This window comes from Shewanella sp. 125m-1 (genome assembly GCF_052977065.1).
Genome location: NZ_JBRILT010000064.1, coordinates 1 through 22,783 on the forward strand (window position 1 = coordinate 1; position 22,783 = coordinate 22,783).

Below are 22,783 nucleotides of genomic sequence, written 5' to 3' on the forward strand. Positions count from 1 at the left end.
CCCCAGAACAGTAAAACCAAGGCCTCAACGGTATGCCAAAAATAAAAATGCCGTTCACCTTAAGTGAACGGCATTACTGCCTAAGCAGTCCTTTTTTGTGGCCGTATTTATTGCCGCTATTACAAGGATCTTACTTAGCACTCATAAGCGCCAAGCGACCATGATTAACCTTGAGAAACCATTACCATCGCAGGGCGAAGTAAGCGCTCGTTCAAGGTATAACCTTTTTGCATCACCATCATCACAGTATTGGCAGGGAAATCTGCACTTGGCTGCATGCCAATCGCTTGGTGTAGCTCTGGGTTAAATGTATCGCCCTGTGGATCAACTTGGACTAAGCCAAACTTCTCTACTGTGCTCACAAAGCTCTTTGCCGTCAGCTCAACGCCTTCGTAAATCGCCTTTGTTGCTTCAGCTTCTGCGTCAGTACCTTGCAACGCACGCTCCATGTTATCTAAAACAGGTAGCAATTCGTTGATGAATTTCTCTAAGGCAAACTTGTGCGCCTTCTCAACATCCATAGCTGAACGACGACGTATATTGTCGACTTCAGCTGCAGCACGGATCACTGAGTCTTTCTGAGATTCAACTTTAGCTTCAGCTTCTTGCAAAGCCTTTTCTAACTCTTCAACACGGAAATTTGCTTGAGTTAACTCATCCATCAAAGCGCCTTCATCTGTTGCTTCAGTGCCATTTTCGTTAAGCAATTCGCCTTCGACGATCTCTTCAACTTGGTTATCTTGTGCTTTATTTGTTTCGTTGCTCATTTTTGCTCCAGCTAAAAATGCTTTGTTTCTGCATGCTCTGAGCATATTATGGGGATCAATTTTAAGGTTTCAAGGCCTAAAGCTGGATCTAACATAAATATGAGCAATACGTTTCACACAATTGGTCTAATTGGTAAACCGAATCACAAGGGAACCACACAGACCTTAAAAAGGTTGCATCATTGGCTTAGCATGCAAGGCTATAAAGTGTTAGTCGAAGAACGAGTCGCCGGAGAACTGGGTCCTCAGGTGCAATCTGTCGATCTATTAGAGATCGGTGCGCAATGCGATTTAGCGATTGTTGTTGGCGGTGACGGTAACATGCTCGGCGCTGCTCGGGTGCTGGCACGCTTTAATATCGGTGTTATCGGGGTTAACCGAGGGAACTTGGGCTTTTTGACCGACTTACCACCAGACTCATTTGAAGAAGCATTATCTAAGGTACTTGAAGGCGAATTTGAAATTGAGCAACGCTTTTTACTCGAAGCCGAAGTGCATCGCCACAATGAGCTTAAATCAAGTAATACCGCAGTCAACGAAGCGGTACTTCATCCAGGTAAAGTTGCACATATGATTGAGTTTGAAGTCTACATAGATGACAAATTCATGTATAGCCAGCGCGCCGACGGTATGATTATTTCCACTCCGACCGGATCGACCGCTTACTCTTTGTCTGCAGGTGGTGCGATATTAACGCCAAACCTCGCCGCGATGATTTTAGTGCCGATGTTTCCTCACACACTTTCGTGTAGACCAATTGTTGTTGATGCGGCTAGCATCATTAAGCTGGTCGTATCGCCCCATAACGGTGATAACTTAGAAGTCAGTTGTGATGGTCATGTACACCTGCCGGTTCTGCCTGGTGATGAAATTATCATAAAACGCAGCCAAGAAACCTTAAGGCTTGTGCATCCTAAAGGGCATAACTATTTCCACGTTCTTCGTACCAAGCTAGGTTGGGGAAGCAAACTTTTCTAATCCCTTCTATCTAGGATCTTCTACTCAGCTAGATGTCGATACTTTTTAAGCCTTATTTACAGGCATCAGTTATCGGCATCTGCCGCCTCAATAATTAGCTTCCCCGCCAACTTTTGATGTAACTTTCACTACATTGGTGTTAATTAGCTACAGTTCTCATCCCTGCTTGATTCAAACACATCAAAACATAATGTGATGCCTCAAAAGTTCATCTCTATTAAAAACATTAACTTAGATTAATAATGATAAATATGACGGGCAGACAAAAAACAAAAACTAGATGCAGATCACACAAGCGTTAAATCTCGCTTACCTTATTCGCTGCCACATAAGAAATTTACCGATCAAATCTAAGGTGAATGACGCTCAAGATGGTAGGTTCCAGCACTTTTAGTACTAAGAATGACGCCCTTTATACTTTTCTTATGCCTACCTAGCATTCAACCAACAATTATACGTGACACGCATCACATAGTCGCAAAACGCAAAACCATGACCCGTCTCACTAATGGCATTATCAAGCACAATTGATAAGCAGCATGATCTAGATCATGTTTACATTTTTCTAAATCACGTTTAGTACACACCGCTTTTCGTAATAACTAAAAAATTTGAAAGCAACAATTGAAGTTAGATACTCAAACACATCGAGGCAAGCATGACCTTTATTCAACTACTCGCAAGCTTAACGCCGATTATCAGCGTAATGCTGTTCCTGGTCCTACTACGGATGCCAGCATCTAGAGCGATGCCTATTTCTATGGTATTTACAGGACTTGCAGCAGTATTCGTTTGGCAGATGGACACAACCTTCCTGGCCGCTTCAGTGGTTGAAGGCTTGCTGTCAGCATTAACGCCACTAACGATCATCTTTGGTGCTGTGTTCCTACTTAACACCCTTAAGTATTCTGGCGCGATGGATACTATCCGCGCTGGTTTCACCAATATTAGTGGTGATGCGAGGGTGCAGGTGATCATCATCTGCTGGTTGTTCGGCTCGTTTATTGAGGGTTCAGCAGGCTTTGGTACCCCTGCGGCAATTGGTGCACCACTACTTGTGTTACTTGGCATTCCTCCTATTGCAGCAGCCGTTGTCGCCTTGATTGCTGACTCAACATCAGTCTCGTTCGGCGCCATTGGTCTTCCCGTTCTGTTCGGTATGGAGCAAGGCCTAACTCAGGGCGGCGCAAATATGGCCGCACAGCAAATTGCCCAGCACGGTGGCAGTTTTGCAGATTATGCGCAGTTTATTGCCATGCACATGATCACCATAGACTTAATCACTGGTACCCTTATTCCACTGACAATGGTAGCAATTCTCACAGGCTTCTTTGGTCGTAATAAGTCATTTAAAGAAGGCTTAGCCATATGGAAGTTCGCGCTATTTGCAGGTCTTGCGTTCACCGTTCCAGCTTGGTTAATTAACTACTTTGCAGGCCCGGAGTTCCCGTCAGTTATTGGTGCGCTTGTGGGTATGGCACTGGTTATCCCTGTTGCTAAAAAAGGCTACCTATTGCCTAAAGAGCAGTGGAATGACTTTGCTGAGAACGATGGTAAAACCAGTCAAGCATTAGAGACTGACGTTAAGTTCTCGCAACTTGCCGCTTGGTCTCCTTATTTAATTATGGCGGCATTACTGGTGCTGTCACGTACCGTTGCACCACTTAAAGCCTGGTTATCTAGCTTTAACATCAGCTGGACAGGTTTACTCGGTACAGAGTTAAAAGCGGGCTTTGCCACACTTTACGCACCTGGCGCTTTCTTTGTTTTAGTCTGCATCCTAGGTTTCTTCCTATTTAGAATGAAGTCGCCTGCCATTAAAGAGTCTATCTCAGTCTCTTGTAAGTCTATGGTGCCGACGATTATTTCGCTTGGGGCCTCGGTCCCTATGGTTAAAATTTTCTTAAACTCTGGCGAAAATGCCTCAGGGCTTGCCTCTATGCCTGTCGCACTCGCCGATACGCTCGCTAACAGCATGGGCGCGGTGTGGGCTTGGGTTTCGCCAATTGTGGGGATTTTCGGCGCCTTCTTATCAGGATCGGCTACCTTCTCAAACATGATGTTTTCAGGCCTACAGTACAGTGTTGCCGATAATATTGGAGCTAACCATGCACTTATTCTCGCAATGCAGGGCATTGGTGCTAACGCCGGTAACATGATGTGTGTAATGAACGTTGTTGCCGCTGCAACGGTTGTTGGTATGGCTGGGCGTGAATCTGAAATTATCCGTAAAACCATGCCTGTGGCACTAGGCTATGCTTTAGTCGCGGGTACTATCGCTGCAGTTTGGGGTGGCTTTTAAGCTCTTGCCTCCTTTTTTAAAGCAACGTATATAGCAAATTTTATAAAAATAATAATATCGAGAAAGCCGCTCAAGCAGCGGCTTTATCCACTTAAAGTAAGTGTATGAGATAAAGTTAATGTCGATTAATTATGAAGCAGTATTAAGAGATTTACGTAGACAAGTTGGCGAGCACGCCGCCACTAATGATCCAGTTCGCCGTTTTGCCTGGTCAACTGATGCCAGCTATTTTCGTATCGTGCCTGAAATTGTGGTGCATGCCGATACCCTAGAGCAAGCTAAACGCACCCTAGCCATTGCCCGCACCTACGGCGCTCCAGTAACCTTTAGAGCTGCAGGAACGAGTCTTTCAGGCCAAGCCATTGGTGAAGGTATTTTGCTGATCTTAGGTCATGATGGTTTTAGAACATTAACCGTAAGTGACGATGCCTCAACAATTAGCCTAGGTACCGCGGTGATTGGCGCCGATGCCAACGCAGTTTTAAAGCCTTTAAACAAGAAAATAGGCCCCGATCCGGCAACGCTTGCATCAGCTAAAATTGGTGGCATCGTGTCTAACAACGCCTCTGGCATGTGTTGTGGTACGGCGCAAAACAGTTACCAAACTATCGCTTCTGCCAAATTATTATTTGCAGACGGCACAGAGCTAGATACAGGTTGTGACGACTCAAAAGCTGCCTTTACTCAGTCTCATCCACAACTTTTGCAACAGCTTACTGAGCTCGCTGCGCTAACCGTTAACAACACCGTGCTTGCCGCTAGAATTCGTAAAAAATTCTCGATTAAAAACACAACAGGTTATAGCCTGAATGCCCTGGTTGATTTTGCCGATCCTTTTGAGCTAATTAACCATCTGATTGTGGGCGCCGAAGGGACGCTAGCCTTTGTTGAAGAGGTGACTTACCACACGGTTGATGAAGCACGCTTTAAAGCCTCAGCCATGGCTGTGTTTTTCAATATGGAAGATGCCGCTCGCGCTGTTCCGCCAATTGTGGGCGACAGCGTTGCCGCCGCAGAGTTGCTCGACTGGGCCTCAATTAGAGCGATAACAGGCAAAGCGGGCATGCCGCTATGGTTAACAGACTTACCTGAAGGCGCTTGTATCCTACTGATTGAATCTCGCGCCAATGACAAAGCAACACTTGGAACCTATACCCAAGACGTTATCGCTAAGCTTGCGCATATCGAGACTGAGCGCCCTATTAGCTTCAGTGACGACCCTACCGTTTTTGGTCAGTACTGGGCAATGCGCTCAGCACTGTTCCCAATTATTGGTGGCGAGCGCCCTAAAGGCACCTCCGTTATCATCGAAGATGTGGCCTTTGAACTTGAGCATCTAGCGGCTGCGGCTAACGATTTAACCGAGCTTTTCCATAAGCATAACTATCCTGAGGGGGTTATTTATGGTCATGCACTTGCGGGTAACTTCCACTTCATCATAACACCCACATTTAACTCACAAGCTGACATTGAGCGCTTCCACGCCTTTATGCAAGATGTCGCCGAAATGGTGATCAATAAATACGACGGTTCAATGAAAGCCGAGCACGGCACCGGCCGTGCAGTAGCGCCCTTTGTTGAGATGGAATGGGGCAGTGACGCTTACACCTTGATGAAGCGTATTAAGCAGATTTTTGACCCTGAAGGCTTATTAAACCCCGGGGTTATTCTTAACGATGATAATCAAATTCACGTTAAAAACATTAAACCCTGCCCTGTAGTCGATGACTTAGTCGACAAATGCATCGAATGTGGTTTCTGCGAAAAAACCTGCCCGACATCAGCGCTAAATATGTCGCCACGTCAACGTATTGCCACGTTACGTGAAATTGAGCGTCTTGAGCAATCAGGTGACAAACAAGCAGCCAGTGAGATGCGCGCCGCAGCCAAGTACGATGTAGTTGATACTTGCGCCGCCTGTCAGCTTTGTACCATCGCCTGCCCAGTCGAAAACAGCATGGGCGAGTTAGTGCGTAAACTCAGAACGCCCTATATCACCAGTACTGAACAAAAGGTACTCGATTTTCAAGCCAAGCACTTTGGCGCAGTTAACCAGGTGATCAGCACAGGTTTTGATGTGCTAGGTACCGTTCACAAGATCACTGGCAGCGCGATAACTGGCGCAATCATGAAAGCTGGCCGTGTCGTTTCTAAAGAAGTGCCTTATTGGAATCCTGATTTTCCAAAAGGTGGCAAATTGCCCAAACTTGCCGCGCCGATCCCGGGTCAAGAAACCGTAGTTTACTTCCCAGCTTGCGGTGGACGCACCTTTGGTCCAACCCCAAAAGATCCCGATAACCGCACCTTACCTGAAGTCATCGTCACGCTACTTGAGCGTTCTGGTTACAACGTTATCACTCCTGAGAAAACTCGTGATCTGTGTTGCGGCCAAATGTGGGAGTCAAAAGGTGACTTTAAAAACGCTGACGCTAAGCGTAAAGAGCTAATTGAAGCGGTTGCAGCTATGACTCAGGGCGGTAAGCTGCCGGTGATTATTGATGCGCTTTCTTGTACTTATCGTACACTTTCTGGTGATAAGTCACTGACAGACAAGATTGAAATTGTCGATATGGTTGATTTCATCCATGACAAGCTACTCGATAAGCTCACCATCAACCGCAAAAAGCCTGCTGTCGCTCTGCACTTAGGTTGTAGTGCACGTAAGATGAAACTTGAGCCAAAGATGGAAGCGATTATCGATGCCTGTAGCCAACAAATGATCCGCCCGGCAGGCATAGATTGCTGTGGTTATGCCGGTGAAAAAGGCTTGTATAAGCCTGAAATCAACGCTAGCGCGCTGCGCAATATCAAAAAGCTGATCCCTGTTGATGTTAACGAAGGATATTACGCTAACCGTATGTGTGAAGTCGGTTTAACTCAACATAGCGGTATCTCTTACCGCCACCTTGCCTATCTGTTAGAAGAGTGTACCCGCTAAATAGCGCGACTCTTTAGTAAAAAGTGAGGGGCAGCTTGCCCCTCACTTTTTAATCAAACTCAATCCACTCCACTTAACTGCTTAACTGCCTAACCACTTTTAGCTTTCTATATTGCAAACTCAGCAGTAAAACCAACTATTACCCTTACTATACAAATAGATAGCTTATTTTCATTTTTGCAAAAATGCCTAAGTTTATTTGCTAAATTAGCACTACTTTTTACAAGGTTATCGGCCTATATTTAATGTGTGAATAAATATAGGCGTGTGCCCATTTAAAATAAAGTCTGCTTTTTAAGCCGACTTTTTTGCGGTTACTTTTTACGGTTACTTCCTACAGTTAAAAGTCGCTAACTATGTCTGCAAAATAGAAGAGAAAACACAATGAAGATAGCTCTTTTCATACCGTGTCTAGTGAATCAAATGGTTCCTGAAGTGGGGATCGCCACTTTAGAATTATTAGAAAAACTCGGCCACCAAGTCATACTGCCAAAAGGTCAGACTTGCTGCGGTCAGCCAATGACAAATTCAGGCTGTTATAACGAAGCCAAGAAAACCACCATGAAACTACTCAATGCCTTCAAAGATGTTGAGTGTGATGCCATCGTGTGCCCTGCAGCTTCTTGCCTTGTAGCGGCTAAAGAAAACTTTCATGAGTTTGATTCAAGCCCTGAAGCGCAGGCTGTCATTGACAAACTGTATGAGCTAACTGAGTTTCTTCACGACGTCTCCCCTATTCCAGCCTTTACTAAACCGTTTCCACATAAAATTAGCCTACAGATGAGTTGTCACGGTATTCGCATGCTTGACTTGGCCACCCCCAGCGAGCAGATGGGCCCACGTATGAACAAGTTCGAAGCGGTACTCGCCGCCATTCCAGAAATAGAGATTGTCTATCCAGATCGCCGCGATGAATGCTGTGGCTTTGGTGGTACTTTTGCCCTAGATGAAGGTGCTGTATCGGCCAAAATGGGCAAAGATAAAGCGCAGGCTCATGCAGCAACAGGCGCTAAGTATGCCGTTGGATTCGATCCATCTTGCTTACTGCATATCGATGGCATGGTCAGACGGCAGAAACTGCCGATTGAGACTCGCCATATCGCTCAAGTCATTAACGCAGCGCTTTAGGAGAAGATATGTCGATTTCAACATCAGCAACTCATGCCCATAAAGCCGAGATATTCTGTAAAGACGAATCACGGGTTGATTGGCACTCAAAAGCGCTTTGGATGCTACGAGAAAAGCGTGACCGCGCTGCAGGCAGCCTACCGGAGTGGGAACAACTGCGCCAAATCGGTTCAGACATGAAACTGCACACGCTGACGCATTTAGCGCAGTATTTAGAAGAGTTTGAGCAGAACTGTCTAAAGAATAATATTAAGGTGCACTGGGCCAAAGATGGCGCTGAGCACAACCGTATCGTGCATGGGATTTTAGCTGAGCATGAGGTTAAAAAGTTAGTAAAGTCTAAATCAATGCTCACCGAAGAGTGCCACATGAATCCATATTTGGAGCAGCATGGCATTGAAGTGATTGATACCGATTTGGGTGAGCGTATTATCCAGCTTGCAGGCCAACCACCATCACACATTGTGGTACCGGCTATCCATCTGAAAAAAGAGGAAGTGGGCGATCTATTCCACGACAAACTTGGCACTGATGCCGGCGCTTCAGATCCGCTTTACCTAACCCGCGCAGCCCGTGCACACCTGCGTGAGCAGTTTCTGTCAGCCGATGCGGCAATGACTGGCGTTAATATGGCCATTGCCGATAAAGGTGCGGTCGTTGTGTGTACTAACGAAGGTAATGCCGATATGGGCGCTAACTTACCTAAGTTGCAACTGCACTCAATGGGTATAGATAAAATTGTGCCCAATATCGATAGCGCCGCAGTCTTGCTACGCACCTTGGCAAGAAACGCTACGGGTCAGCCTATCACCACTTACAGCTCTTTTTATCGCGGCCCACAAGATGGCGGCGAGATGCACGTGATTATTGTCGATAACGGCCGTACTGATATGCTCAAAGACAAAATTTTAGCTGAATCACTTAAATGTATTCGCTGTGGTGGCTGCCTTAATACGTGTCCTGTTTATCGCCGCAGTGGTGGTTACAGCTATAACTACACCATTCCTGGGCCAATCGGTATCGCCGTCGGATCACAGTGTGATGATACCAACTCCATGCCTTGGGCTTGTACCTTGTGTGGCAGCTGCTCTTATGTATGCCCAACTAAGGTGCCACTAGATAAAATCATTCACCATCATCGCCGCCTTAAAGCTGAAGCCGGAAAACTGCCCTATGGTAAAGCCAGTTATATGCCACTCGTGGGCAAATTTATGGCCAGTGAAACCGCACTCAACTGCTCGATGAGTATCGCGCGCACTGCGCTCAACATTCTACCGGGAAGTTTATTAAAGCCGTTCTCTGGCGCTTGGGGCAAATACCGCGAGTTACCAGTGGCACCAGACTCCAGCTTCGAAGCTTGGTTTAAGAAGAACAGAGGATAATAAAATGTCTAGTAAACTCGACATCCTTAACGCGCTAAAGAGCGCAGCTATGGCACCTCAAGCCATGCCGATTATCAATATCGCGCCGCGCATCGATGATTTAGTGGGTCAATTTGAGACTAGCCTCAATACGGTTGCCGGCACCTTGCACCGCGAAGGCGGTTTAGCTAAGTTGCAGACGCAGGTGGATGCACATATTGCAGAAGGACTGCAGATCATCTCTATGCTTGATGGTATTAAAGGCAACCGCGAGGTGACCGATACTGCCCACCAGCTAAGAGATATCGATTATGCGGTGATCCCGGGAGATTTAGGCGTGGCCGAAAACGGGGCTATTTGGGTTAATAACAAAAACCTTGGCCACCGCGTCACGCCCTTTATCTGTGAGAATCTGTTTCTCGTACTAGATGAAAAAACCATTGTGGCTAATATGCATCAAGCGGCTAGCCGTATTACGTTAGATTCTGGAGAGTTTGGTACTTTTATCGCTGGGCCTTCTAAGACTGCGGATATTGAGCAAGCATTGGTTGTAGGTGCTCATGGTGCGTGTAGCCTTAACGTATATTTGGTTTAGCCTAACCAGCATTATGCAGATTCAAAAAAGCCCTAATTGATATTAGGGCTTTGCTTTACGAGGTAAGGCTATTTCTCAACATAGTATTCCAATTTAACCTTAACCCCTTTTGCCTCAACCGCTTCACCTTCAATAAATTTGGGGGCATAGCGCCATTGCTTTAACGCTATCAGTGATTCTGTTTCAAACTTGCTACCACCGTTAGACTCTATCACTACAACATCCTTAACAAAGCCCATTTTATCTATGGTAAAGCTCATATTCGTGTTACCGCTTTTTCCTGCTTTCAAGTAAGAAAGCGGGTAATCAGGGTGCTTCCTAAACAGTGGCGTCGGCTCAATATCCTCTTTCCACGGCTTCATATTACCAATCGCGATACAGTGTTGAGTTGATTTTTCACTTTCGCCATCAAGCTCATAAATCTGTACTAATTTGGCATGAGCTGCCAACTCGTATGGATGATTATAATCAAGCTTTTGAAATTGCGTGATAACGCCTAAAAATAGCGCTTCAGCTTCATCATAATCTTTCTCTGCAAAGCGTACGTTACCAACCCTAAAGCTAGTGAGTACGCGCTTCATTGCATTTTCAGGCAATAGTTCACTGTAAGCTTCTTGTGCATCAAAAGCGTAATTACGCACTTTGCGGGTGTAATAACCAGAGTTAACCAAACGTTCAAAATAGGCCATTTTGGTATCGGCGATTAACATTGCATCATCAGAGTCCTCGGCAATATCTAAGGCATCATCCAAAAACTCACGAGCATATTTTTGACTGCTGGCGTCACTTAGACCCAAAAGTGGATCAATAAGCTCTATAGCCTCTTCACCATAATGCTTACTGTAGATCTTTAATGTCTCTTCAAACAAGCCATATGCTTGAGGCTGACGCTTTTTCGGTTGAGCTTTGACCTGCTCCTCAAAGGTTTGTTTAGGCATATTTGCGATTAATGCGTTACCTGCATTTAATGCTAGTGTGGCGCTATTAATACTATCAGCACCAAATTTAGCCTTGCCTAGCTCATAAGACTGTAATGCATAAAGCTCTATTTCAGATTGATTCTCAGCGGTGACTGCAACTTTATAAGCTGAATAAGCATCACTAAATTCTGAAGCGAAAACAGGTGAGCAAAAGCTGACTGCGGTTGTAAAAACAGCCGCAAAAATAATATTACGCTTATTCGCACTCGGCTTTGTAAACATGAAAAATCCTTGTTTCATTAATATGTTGAGATATGCGTTCTACAAATGGTACAGCTTTATCCATACCATTTTAAGTGCTGAACAAGCCACGCCACTAGCATCACATTTGCAGTAAAACTAACATACTAGCAACACGAGCTCAATGATTGAGCGAGCCCCCTTTATAACACGAGTAACTTAGTCCCAACCCTCGGCATAAAACATCATATTTAAATATATAAAGATTTAGGCCAATAGCTTATTGTGGGTTCGCCTCATAATCCATGCCATCCAAATGACTAACATCGTGCTGCAAGTCGCCAATGAAATCCACACACCTGTGACGCCAAAAGCCCAAGCAAATAGATATAAAATGGCAGCGAATAGGATCAGTTTTGCCCCCGTTAAAATAGATGCTTCTTTGGAGTAGTTAATCGCTTGGAAGAAAGATGCGCCAACAAGCAATAAGCCTTCCATCGGTAAGCCCCAGAAGTACCAACGCATTCCTTCGGTTGCTATCGGCGTGAGCAAGACATTATCACCAGCAAAAATATACACAAACAATTGCGGTACCGAGTAGATAAAGATAAGCCCTAACGCTGCACAAACTAAGGTCACTGAAAAGGCCATCTTCAGTGCTTGTTTCACCCTATCAAAGCGCTTTGCGCCCGCGTTAAAGCTGAGAATAGGCTGCACGCCAAAAGCGATGCCCTCAAATAATAGGTAAAAAAACGCTTCGGTATAGCTCACCACACCAAATGCCGCCACGTGCAGCGGCGTGCCCACTGCCAGAAATGCCACATTGTGTAGGGTCAACACCACGGTCAGGTACATATTCATTAAAAAGCTTGGCGTGCCGACACGAATGATATTAACGCAGTGATCCCACTTCAGCTTCATCTGTTCAAGGTTAATGCCAATTTCGGTTCGACTCGAAAAAAAGTGCTGCAAACACAGTGCACCAGTCACGGCTTGGGAGATCATGGTCGCTATCGCCGCGCCCATTAACCCATAGGGGAACACTACGATTAACAACCAGTCGAGTACCGTATTGAGCACACCACCTAAGATTAAAACTAAGGTTACAAATCCGGGACGACCATCATTTCGCAGTAATGTAGTGAACGCCATCGACACGATGGGGAATGTGCCTAAGGCAAAATACCAAAACAGATAATCATCGGCACTGCGCAGAATCTCTCCCTCTGCGCCTAGCATCACGAGGATATCTTTAGAGAAGTAACAGCCTAATACTGTAGTAATCAGTCCCGATATCAAACACAAACTGAACGTATTTCCCAATATTTTCCGTGCAATATGGGGCTCACCTTGCCCCTGATGGATTGATACTAACGCTGCGCCGCCCATGCCCAGTGTCGCCCCTATCGCATAAAGCACTGCCGCTATCGGGTAGGCTAAGATCATGCCCGCTAGACCAACCTCACCCAAGTAGTGGCCAATAAACATGCCGTCAATGGTGACGTAAATACCTGTCACTAGCATGGATAGAATTGTCGGAATACTATAGCGCCAAAATAGCTTAGCGATAGGCTCTGTCACCATAGGTGAGTCCAGATTATTTCGTCCTGGCTCTGCCGCAGTGAGTGTCGGTTGAGTCATGATATTCTCTAATTATTATTCTTGATGGGTATTTATATTCGTACTAAGCACTAAACATGTAGTACTGCTACCTAATACTGAGCCTTAAGCCGCCAATGGATTTAGCCGTTCAGTCGAGTCGCAGCGCCTAATAACGCCTTTTCTAAATCGGCTGCGCCAATGGCTGACATCGACAACAGCTCAATTCGAGAGTCCATTGCATCATCAAGCTCAACGATTGATAACTCACCATCGACACCATTAAAACCCGCAATCCCCTCTTCGGTGATCATCACAGCTTTAATGCGCGCGACCTTTAAGTTGCTTATTAATGCCAGCAACCGATCAAAGTCGAACTCATAACTTGGGTCAAACACCCAACCGCAACTATAAAAACCCTCCCCTTGATTGCTCATGCAAAGGAGGCCACGATCATTAAATTCAACACGCTGTTTAGTTGCAGCCTCTGAAAATAGCGGACTATAGTGGATATCCATCAGGCGCGGCGCCTGAGTGGCCGATACTTCTGGTGATAGTGCTTGTAATGCTTCTTGCGATTTTAGTGCCTGCTCCGTAGCCGCACTCTTGTTTTGGTGAGCCCCTTCAAGCAAAGACATTATCGATGCATGACTCTCATCAGCTTGCTTTAAGCTCCAAGGAATAACGGGCAAGCTTGAGGTCGTTTGACCTTCTTCGTTCGAGCCCCTAATAACGGGGCTATTAATAAGAGAGCCGTTAATGACAGCTAAATAGTCAATCAAGGAGTCAATCAAAGTGACTGGATAACAGTCGGTCTTGCTGGCTATGACAACATCCGCAACTTGCAGCTGCTGATTAAAGATCTCATGTTCGGTATAACGGCTATCATTGAGTTTTCTCGCATCGACTAAGGTCACACACGCCTTCATCGCCAAAACGTGTTGATAATGTGGCTGAGTTAATACCTTAAGCACCTCTTTAGGATGACCTAAGCCTGTAGGTTCAATCAGTAACCTATCGGGTTTGGCTTTTGCAATTAACTGGTTTATTGCCACCTGCATAGGCAAGCCCGCAGCGCAGCACATACACCCTCCCGCCACCTCTTTAATCTGCACCTGTTCGTTGCCGTTATCGAGTAAGCCTGCATCAATACCTATTTCACCAAACTCATTCACCAGAACCGCCCACACTTCTCCTTTAGGTTTATGCTGTAACAAGTTTTTGATAAAGGAAGTCTTACCGACACCTAAAAAACCGGTGATGACATTAGTAGGAATAATTTTCTGGATCATGACATGAACTCTATCTATCGAATAGCCAAAGATTCTAATCGTTAATGCGCGTGAATGTCACGCATACCCGTATATTGGCATCATATTATGTTGAGATAAAGATGGCTGATATTTAATGGAAACAGGTCGGGTGCTATTTAGCTAATCAAGATTCACAGAGCCAATACTTGTCTAGGAAGTGTTCCTCAAGCGCTACTAATCAAAGCTATTGCTCGTTAAAGCAGTGATCATTAAAATAGTATTAGTCGATATACTGCTTATCGATATAGTCACACCACAAATCAGAATCGACACTAACAATAGAATCATCACCGCCAATACCCAATTTAAATTCTATCACCGAGCGCCATTCCATGGAGCCGAGATCTGGGCCATGTCCTTGACCATCGCCAGTTTGTAGCTGTTGTTCTACTTTTTTAAACCATGCATAATCACATGGTTGAACCTGAGTTCTAACATAAAAACTATCGGCGTTATGAGGGCTTACAGCTATTTTATCGCCTTGTGGCCTGTGATCTAATTGAGAGCAACCACATAGAAAAATGGCAGCAACAATTATATTAATCCTAAGGGTTCTGCTCACTTACACACTCCTATTTTATCAATGGCATTACACTATCAGATCATATTCATCTTAAAAACAAATTAAGATGCAATTAGATAAGCAACAACTAAACAACCAATAGCTAACACCAACCTAGCGAGATACACGGCATTTACACGACAAACACACAAGCCCAACAAAAAGCAACCACGCCGGCAACTTAAGCCGATAAAACCATCACTCAGACGTTACTTTTGCCGAGATTCATTTTCATGCAATGTACAGCTGTATAGAATATCAGCGAAGCTCAACTAAATGAGCTCGTTATTATAATTACAATTGATGGGTCAAAAACATGAAATTACTTAAAACTGCAGCTGCTGCTGCGATCTCTGTTGCGTTATTAGCAGGATGTAATGACGAAACAACTAATATTTATCCACCAGAGCCAACAGAGCCAACAACGGTTAAGTTCGCTACTTATAATCTTTCTTTTGATCGTAGTACTTTCGAACAGCTAGTCACTGAGATGCAGATCCCTGCACTTGAGCAAGAAGCGTTAATGCAGAAATGGTTTGACGATGAATTATCTGCTGATGAGCTAAAAGTTGTCGAAAAAATTATTCAAATCCGTAACGTTGCCGCTATTATCCAAACTGAGCGTCCAGCCGTTATCATGATGGGTGAGTTTAACAACGACGGCCTTGGTGAAAACCAAGATGCGATTAAAGGTTTCCGCCTTAATTATTTAGCTGTGCCACAAAATGCGCTAGGTACTACATCTGACGAACAGAAGATGCTTGAGCCGATCCAATTCGCTTATGCTGAAAACTTCTCAACCAATACAGGTCTGTTAAGTGAGTTTGATTTAGACCGTAATGGCAAGGTAGCACTACCTGGTGACGCTTGGGGTTTTGGTTTCTACCACGGTCAATATGCGTTTGGCCTACTATCACAGTACCCAATCGACACAGCTAACATCCGTACTTTCCAAGACTTTAAATGGAAAGATATGCCGGGTGAAACAAATCCTACTATCGTTAATTGCGACGATGATAAGAACCCTATCCCAGCAGGCATGAAGTGTGGTGATGAATGGTACACAGCTGAAGCGTGGGCAGAAAAACCACTATCTTCTAAAAACCACGTTGATGCACCAATCCTTATCCCTACAGCAGACGGCGAGAAAGTGGTTCACCTACTGCTATCTCATCCAACCCCACCAGTATTCGATACCGTCACTGAAAACAACAAGTTGTTAAATAGTGCTGAGATCAAGTTCTGGAGTGACTATGTATCAGATGCTGACTACATTTACGATGATGCGGGTGTTAAAGGTGGTTTAGGTTTAGATGCATCTTTTGTGGTCATGGGCGATCTTAATGCCGACCCAGAAAATGGTGATGGCTTCCTAGAATCAATTCAGCAGCTGATGAACCACGATCGCGTTAACGTACTCGCAACTGATGGTGTTTACGCGCCAAACAGCCTAGGTTCAACTGAGTGTGTAGCATTGGGTGATTGTGGTGATAGCACTTATCCTGATCGTATCACCAGCACATTTGGCCTACGCGTTGACCATGCGATCCCATCTAACGATCTCAACATCACTGACTCAGGTGTATTCTGGCCTGCAAGCTTTGAAGATGGCTACATGCTGATGAATGACTCTCGCGTTGCCTGGGGTGACGGTAAAAGTATCTCATCAGATCACCGTCTAGTCTGGATCGACGTGGAGTTATAATTAAGCCATTTATTGCAGACTCATCTGCAATAAACCTTAACTCACGTTAAATATAAAACGTGCAGTCGAGTTTATCTACTGCACGTTTTTTATGCTTCTTCACCGATTAATTGAAATTACAACTAAATAGAAAATTGCATCGACGAGTTAAAACAAGCGGTTGCATCAATGTCAGAATAAGGTTCATTCACCCAGCACTCTTGCCTAAACTTCTCATAAACCTCTCTAAATGGTGTATGGAGTAGCGCCGATTCGTCCAGCATTATCTTAGAAAAGTCTACCGACTTTATCACGATGTAAATATGCTCATGATCTCGAGTTGATTCATAGAAAACACTGTCCCAATAATAGCCTTTTTGAACCATCTCACTCTTAGGGAATTCAATATTTTCACGCATATAACAGATCAAATTGTCTAGCTTTTCTCTAGAGCCAAGCTTAAGTTTTATCTTCAATAATTTAGATTCCATTCTTACCTCATCAAAAGCGCTGAGACTTTCTTTATATTTTCACATCCTGTTGCAAAGACAAACTTTAGCCCATAAAAAAGTGAACATTCTAGCGCTAGATATGTTCACTTTAAATTAGAGTAAATTATGCGATATGTGCACTATTTCTTAGCTTTATCCTTCGAGCGACCGTAACTACTTTTTCCTGAGGTTGCGCCGCGAATATTGCTTTTCCCAATCGTATTTTTTGCAGTACGGTTTTTATCTTCATATTTACGTTTGTTATGACCTTTCTCTTTAACAGGCTTAACCACGACATCGCGATAACGAGCAGGCAAAGCGGCCCCCTCTTCGTAGCCCGGTAAAGTAATACAAGGTAAAGTCTGCTCAATTAACAGTTCGATTTCTTGCAGCATTTCTCTGTCTTGCGGCGATACAAATGAAATCGCGCGTCCAGCTAAACCTGCGCGGCCAGTACGACCAACGCGATGCACATAATCTTCAGCGGCAAAAGGCAACTCTAGGTTAATCACTAAAGGCAGTGCTTCAATATCTAGACCACGAGCAGCAACATCGGTTGCCACCATGACACGTAATTTACCAGTTTTAAACTCTTCTAATGCACGGTTGCGCGCACCTTGCGTTTTTTCGCCGTGGAAAACCGCATTTTTCACGCCATCAAGCTTTAATTCAGCGTGCAAATGCTCAGCACTTTCTCTAGTGCTGACAAACACTAATACTTGTTGCCAGTTATTGCGACCAATAAGCTCTGAAAGTAACTCGGCTTTACGGCGTTTATCAACCAAATAAACTTCTTGAGTGATCAGACTTGCCGTGGCCGACGTCGCCACATTAATCCACTCAGGTGCTAACAACATTTTCTCGGCTAGCGTTTTAACCGCTTCACTATAAGTGGCAGAGAAAAATAGCGTTTGGTGCCTTGCCGCCACCAGCTTTTTAACTTTTTCGATATCACGAACAAAGCCTAAATCCAACATGCGGTCAGCTTCATCAACAACCAGATGAGTGACGTTCGACAGATCTAAACCAAACTGACCAATATGATCAAACAAGCGCCCTGGCGTCGCCACTAAAATATCGACACCCGCTTGCAGCGCTTTGCGCTGTGGGTTCATATTTGAACCACCATAAACAGCGGTTGTTTTGAATGGCAAAAACTGAGCGTAAGCCGTGATATTGTCGGCAACCTGGATCGCAAGTTCACGGGTTGGGGTAAGCACTAACACCTTAACCTTCGACTGATGTGCAGCTCCTGCACTCTCTTCAGTAAAGAGGTTATATTCCTTGATTAACGTATTAAGTAACGGCAAGGCGAACGCAGCGGTTTTACCGGTTCCGGTTTGCGCGCAGGCCATAATGTCTTTGCCTTCCATCGCTACAGGTAATACCTGCGATTGAACTTGAGTCAATTGCTGGTAACCGCGCGCAGAAACTGCATCTAATATTTTGGAATGTAAATCGAATGCATCAAAGTTCATGGTAGGCTCAATACTGTAAGAGTACAGGGAATAAAAGTGAGCGCGGAGTCTAGCAAAATACTGCGTGAGATTATAGCAATCAAAGTAAATAGCCGAAATCAGGCCGTACTTTTTTCTGTTACTTTATATGCCGCCTCAATAAAGCTTTGTTCAAACTCTTCAACCGGGACGGGTCTTGAAAATAGGTAGCCCTGGCCATAATCACAGCCAGCATCGGTTAACACCTTACGTTGGTAGTCAGTCTCGACGCCTTCGGCAATCACTTTCATACCCAATTTATGCGCCATCACAATAATCGCTTCGCATAATGTAAAGTCGTCACTATTGCTGTCAAGATTCCGGGTAAAAGATTGGTCAATCTTCAAGTAATCTATCTCAAATTTCTTAAGGTATGCCAGTGAAGAGTAGCCCGTTCCAAAATCATCCAACGACACTTGTATACCTGACTCACGATATTGTGCAAGCTTAGCGGAAATAGCACTGTTGCCATCAAGCAATAAGCCCTCAGTGATCTCAATACAGATGTTATTATTAGTTAACTTCAATGTCTTTAGCAGAGCAGCCCAGGACTCAAAGCTTTCTCCCTCATCTCTAAATTGAACCGGAGATTTATTAATACTAATCTGCACCTCGACACCAAACCTGTCCCGCCATCGTGCACTCTGCCTAGCGGCTTGCTGAAAAACCCAGTTACCAATCTCAATAATAAGCCCTGTTTCCTCTGCTACCGCAATAAACTCGATGGGAGAAACTAAGCCGCGTTTAGGGTGACGCCAGCGAATGAGGGCTTCAGCCTTTAATTTATCGTCTTGCTGCAAACTAACAATCGGCTGGTAAAAAAGCTCAAACTCATGATTGGCAATGGCATGACGTAAATCTTGAATTAAACGCATTCTATGTTTAGCGTACCGCTGCATAGACGGTGTGAAGTAATGAAAGCGGTTTCTGCCTTCATCCTTTGCGGCATACATAGCTTGATCGGCATGCTTGAGTAAGCCTTCAATGGTTTCAGCATCATCGGGATAAAGTGTAATACCAATGCTGGCGCTAATATATGCAGTCTCTTCACCTAAACAATAAGGCTCTGCGATGCGCGCTAATATCTGTTTCGCGACTTTATCGACCCCTTTAATATCGGAGATCCCCGACAGCACCACAGTAAACTCATCACCACCTAATCTAGCCACCACATCAGTTTCTCTTATACAGGCTTTAAGACGCTTTGCCGCTTCAGCGAGTAAGGTGTCCCCCATGTCATGCCCTAAGGTATCGTTTACTTCTTTAAAGTAATCTAAATCGATGAACATTAGCGCAAAATGTTGCTCACGGCTGTCTGACTTTAGGATTTCTGCACTCAGATAATCTAGCAACATACGCCTGTTCGGCAGACCTGTTAACGGATCGTAATTGGCCTGTTTCCAGATAATTTGCTCCGCTTGCTTTTTTTCTGTGATATCAGAAAACAGCGCGACTCTGCGTTGAGTCTGTGCCTTAGTATCAAATAAGACATTAAGCGTTAACCAAACCACAAACTCTTCACCATTTTTGCGCCTCAGCCACACCTCCCCCTGCCAGCGACCGAGCTCCTCTATGGCTAGGTTCATCTGCTCGTAGGCACTACGATTATTACGATTACATTGGAGGATCTTAATATTCTGCTGTTTAATTTCTGCTTCACTGTAGCCAGTAATATCGGTAAATGCGGCATTGATATTGAGAATCACACCTTGCTCATCTTGTACACTCATCGCTTCGCTGCTGTTGTTGTACACTGACGCGGCTAGCTTTAATGACTCTTCAACTTGTTTCCTGTCGGTGATATCGGTATGAATACCGCACATTCTTATCGGGTTACCGTTTTCATCACGGCTCATTACCTTACCGGTATCTAAGATCCACAAAGTCTGATTATTTTGACTATGGATGCGGTATTCCATTTTATATTGCTCAGTTTCACCACTTAAGTGCGCATCAATCGACTTTAATACCGCCACTCGGTCTTCAGGATAAATAGCATTCAACCACCGTTTCGGATCTTTATTTAAGGCATCGACATCACAACCTAGCAGCTCAGCGCAGTGCTCATTTCGTTCGATTACGTCACGACGAATATCCCAATCCCAAAAACCTAACTCACTACTGGCGAGAACTAAGCCTAGCTGCTCCTGACTCGCGAGCTTTTCCATCTCGGCTTCTTTTTGTAATGTTCGGTTCAGCAAGCCTGTAATGACTAATTCAACTTTAGATTGTGATCTTTGACAGGCTACCGTCATATGGGTGTAAACCAGAGCTTCATCTTTTGAAATAAGGCGAATATCGAGTTCAAACTCGTTAATCTCACCTTCCAACATCTGATTAAAGTGGTGTTTATAGAGGTGGAAATCTTGCTTAAGCATTAACTCTGGCCAAGATAAACCTAACAACTCCTGCTCAGTATATTTAAGCATTTCACACAGATTAGGATTAACCTTAATCCATTGATGCTCTTGGCTAGTTATGGCAATCCCCATATTGCCGGTCTGAAAGTGCGACTTAAATAACAGATGATCTTGTAACTTAATTTTTTGATCGCGATCTATTTCTATACGGCGTGACAGGAGCATGCCAAGTACTGCGGTCGTCAGCGGGAAAATAATCAAGAACGGAAGTGTGATCTGCTTTAATAAGCTAACAGCTATCTCTGTGGGCATGGTCAGCCCCCAAAGTAAAATTATACTGCTTGTGATAAGACCGAAGGCAAATAACTCAATAAAGTGGATATCACTTATCGGCCCATTACGGTACTTACGCCACAAATACCCCATCAGACCCGATGTCACTATGGTGCCAATACCAGACCATATTGCAATACCGCCTTCGCTAAATCGATATAAGCTGCTAATAGTGACTGCGACTAAAGTGGGAATACCACCAAAGAATAAGCCACAAAGACTTAAAATGACGCTTCTTGAATCAAAGAAAACGCCCTCACTGTATTGCCAAGGCATTAGCATAACCGAGATAGTAATAACTGAAACCAGCAGGCCAATACCCACTCGCCACATCAAGTCTAGCTCACGCTTATTGCTTCGCGGAAAGGCGTCATACACAAGCACTATAGCCAATAGCAATGCGGCGTTTTGAATAAGAGAAAGTGTTAAATCTTGATCCATAAGAAGCTATTCATCCTTGAAAATGAGTCCCACTGGAATAACGACTTTTATATAAAAGTCTAACAAAAACATAGGGGCTAACCCGAATAACTATCGAGTATCTCCATACCACCTTAACCTAAGCTGCAAGATTGAATCAAACTGAATATGAGACTTAAGTAAAAGCGTTAAATACGAATATTTTTATCTGTTATTTTATAAAGATAGACAAAAACACCCCAAATTTAAAGTCTAGTTAACCCTTTACTTATTTTGATTTGAGTTGAATTTAATGCTTCATGGGTATTAGCAGGTTTAATGACATAGATAAATAGATAGGAATATATGCTGACTCGTTAGGTGATTAACGAGTCAGCAGCTCATTAGCTTGCTTGATGGGTTACCAGTGTTGGATTTAACAGATTGTCATGCACCGGACAGCGATGACAAACGGCATCAAGAAATTGAGTTTTTTGTTCATTTGTGAGCTGCTCACCATTGAGCATAGCATCGACTTCAACATTAATATCAATATGCTTAAAGCCTACCGGATCCGGTGAATCCTGCCCCAGTAACCCCGCTGTATTTAGCAGAGCTTGAATCGACACATCAAATTGATTAAGCTTGATTTTTTGCTCTCTAGCGACCATTTTAGCTATGGTAGAGATGCAACCTGCCAATGAAAATATAAACGTCTCCAAAGGGTTTGCCCCTTCGTTACCCGCTGTCGGCTGATCGATTACCAGTAGGTGTTCTCTTACTTGACTAGTGATCTTCCAGCCTTCACCCATATGTGTTTTTAGTTCAATGATCTTCTCTGCCATCTTAATATAACTCCATTAGATGTCTCTTGATGAGACTATTTTCAGTGATAAGGCTTTCAAAAAAGCTCTTTTCAATAAGCAACTCAATAAGATTATTCTAATGGATGTTTTGCTGAAAACTCAAATTAAACTCACAATTTGTACATTTAGTGAATTTACTCCTTGGCAAACTAAAGACTATGTCATGCTTGTCTACCCATACTCCTTGGCCAAACCAAAGACTATGTCATGCTTGTCTACCCATACTCCTTGGCCAAACCAAAGACTATGTCATGCTTGCCTACCCATACTCCTTGGCAAACCAAAAACTATGTCATGCTTGTCTACCCATACTCCTTGGCCAAACCAAAGGCTATGTTAAGCTTGTTTACCAATACTCCTTGGCCAAACCAAAGACTATGTCATGCTTGTCTACCCATACTCCTTGGCCAAACCAAAGGCTATGTTAAGCTTGTTTACCAATACTCCTTGG

The 22,783-nt window shown here is 44.2% G+C and carries 17 protein-coding genes; 8 read left to right on the forward strand and 9 right to left on the reverse strand.

Annotation, left to right across the window (positions count from 1 at the left end; genetic code table 11):
* Window positions 1-164: 164 nt before the first annotated feature.
* A complete protein-coding gene (gene grpE, locus ACVBIK_RS19425) occupies window positions 165-767 on the reverse strand; it encodes a nucleotide exchange factor GrpE (RefSeq protein WP_447160057.1) in 603 nt (200 codons plus the stop codon).
* Between the two features lie 99 nt (window positions 768-866).
* Here grpE and nadK point away from each other — a divergent pair, with 99 nt between their 5' ends.
* From nadK to ACVBIK_RS19455, 6 genes are all read left to right on the forward strand, one after another.
* Window positions 867-1,745 carry an NAD(+) kinase gene (gene nadK / locus ACVBIK_RS19430; protein ID WP_447160058.1) on the forward strand — a complete coding sequence of 293 codons (879 nt, stop codon included), beginning with the start codon at window positions 867-869 and terminating at the stop codon, window positions 1,743-1,745.
* A 658-nt stretch (window positions 1,746-2,403) separates the two neighbouring features.
* The gene (locus tag ACVBIK_RS19435; protein ID WP_447160059.1) at window positions 2,404-4,047 is read left to right on the forward strand and encodes an L-lactate permease; all 1,644 of its coding nucleotides are present in this window, start codon (window positions 2,404-2,406) and stop codon (window positions 4,045-4,047) included.
* 118 nt (window positions 4,048-4,165) lie between these two features.
* Window positions 4,166-6,985: an FAD-binding and (Fe-S)-binding domain-containing protein gene (locus ACVBIK_RS19440; protein ID WP_447170322.1), complete on the forward strand. Its 2,820-nt coding sequence runs from the start codon at window positions 4,166-4,168 to the stop codon at window positions 6,983-6,985.
* A gap of 384 nt (window positions 6,986-7,369) precedes the next feature.
* Window positions 7,370-8,113, forward strand: coding sequence for a (Fe-S)-binding protein (locus ACVBIK_RS19445; protein ID WP_447163363.1), 744 nt, complete (start codon window positions 7,370-7,372; stop codon window positions 8,111-8,113).
* An 8-nt stretch (window positions 8,114-8,121) separates the two neighbouring features.
* Window positions 8,122-9,495 (forward strand): lactate utilization protein B, encoded by a 1,374-nt coding sequence (locus ACVBIK_RS19450; protein WP_447163362.1) that lies wholly within the window; start codon window positions 8,122-8,124, stop codon window positions 9,493-9,495.
* A 4-nt stretch (window positions 9,496-9,499) separates the two neighbouring features.
* A complete protein-coding gene (locus ACVBIK_RS19455; RefSeq protein WP_447160063.1) occupies window positions 9,500-10,069 on the forward strand; it encodes a LutC/YkgG family protein in 570 nt (189 codons plus the stop codon).
* A gap of 68 nt (window positions 10,070-10,137) precedes the next feature.
* On the opposite strand, the gene ACVBIK_RS19460 is transcribed toward ACVBIK_RS19455, so the two are convergent.
* The 4 genes from ACVBIK_RS19460 to ACVBIK_RS19475 all read right to left on the reverse strand — a co-directional run bounded on the left by ACVBIK_RS19460 (window position 10,138) and on the right by ACVBIK_RS19475 (window position 14,703).
* Window positions 10,138-11,271, reverse strand: coding sequence for an energy transducer TonB (locus tag ACVBIK_RS19460; RefSeq protein WP_447160064.1), 1,134 nt, complete (start codon window positions 11,269-11,271; stop codon window positions 10,138-10,140).
* A gap of 225 nt (window positions 11,272-11,496) precedes the next feature.
* Window positions 11,497-12,813 carry an MATE family efflux transporter gene (locus ACVBIK_RS19465; RefSeq protein ID WP_447160192.1) on the reverse strand — a complete coding sequence of 439 codons (1,317 nt, stop codon included), beginning with the start codon at window positions 12,811-12,813 and terminating at the stop codon, window positions 11,497-11,499.
* Between the two features lie 158 nt (window positions 12,814-12,971).
* Window positions 12,972-14,120 (reverse strand): CobW family GTP-binding protein, encoded by a 1,149-nt coding sequence (locus ACVBIK_RS19470; protein ID WP_447170323.1) that lies wholly within the window; start codon window positions 14,118-14,120, stop codon window positions 12,972-12,974.
* Between the two features lie 241 nt (window positions 14,121-14,361).
* Entirely contained in the window at window positions 14,362-14,703 is a 342-nt protein-coding gene (locus ACVBIK_RS19475) for a hypothetical protein (RefSeq protein WP_447160066.1), read from the reverse strand.
* A gap of 316 nt (window positions 14,704-15,019) precedes the next feature.
* Between ACVBIK_RS19475 and ACVBIK_RS19480 the strand changes: the two genes are divergently transcribed.
* A complete protein-coding gene (locus ACVBIK_RS19480; protein ID WP_447160067.1) occupies window positions 15,020-16,408 on the forward strand; it encodes an endonuclease/exonuclease/phosphatase family protein in 1,389 nt (462 codons plus the stop codon).
* A gap of 122 nt (window positions 16,409-16,530) precedes the next feature.
* Here ACVBIK_RS19480 and ACVBIK_RS19485 read toward each other — a convergent pair whose 3' ends face one another.
* The 4 genes from ACVBIK_RS19485 to ACVBIK_RS19500 form a co-directional block, all read right to left on the reverse strand.
* A complete protein-coding gene (locus ACVBIK_RS19485) occupies window positions 16,531-16,878 on the reverse strand; it encodes a DUF6176 family protein (RefSeq protein WP_447160068.1) in 348 nt (115 codons plus the stop codon).
* A 140-nt stretch (window positions 16,879-17,018) separates the two neighbouring features.
* Window positions 17,019-18,356 (reverse strand): DEAD/DEAH box helicase, encoded by a 1,338-nt coding sequence (locus ACVBIK_RS19490; RefSeq protein ID WP_447170324.1) that lies wholly within the window; start codon window positions 18,354-18,356, stop codon window positions 17,019-17,021.
* Window positions 18,357-18,454: 98 nt separating this feature from the next.
* Window positions 18,455-21,508 carry an EAL domain-containing protein gene (locus tag ACVBIK_RS19495; protein ID WP_447170325.1) on the reverse strand — a complete coding sequence of 1,018 codons (3,054 nt, stop codon included), beginning with the start codon at window positions 21,506-21,508 and terminating at the stop codon, window positions 18,455-18,457.
* 362 nt (window positions 21,509-21,870) lie between these two features.
* On the reverse strand, window positions 21,871-22,311 hold the full coding sequence (locus ACVBIK_RS19500; protein ID WP_447163355.1) for an OsmC family protein: 441 nt from the start codon (window positions 22,309-22,311) through the stop codon (window positions 21,871-21,873).
* A gap of 228 nt (window positions 22,312-22,539) precedes the next feature.
* On the opposite strand from ACVBIK_RS19500, the gene ACVBIK_RS19505 reads away from it, so the two are divergent.
* Window positions 22,540-22,783: hypothetical protein (locus ACVBIK_RS19505; protein WP_447170326.1), on the forward strand; the 244-nt coding region annotated here is incomplete at its 3' end.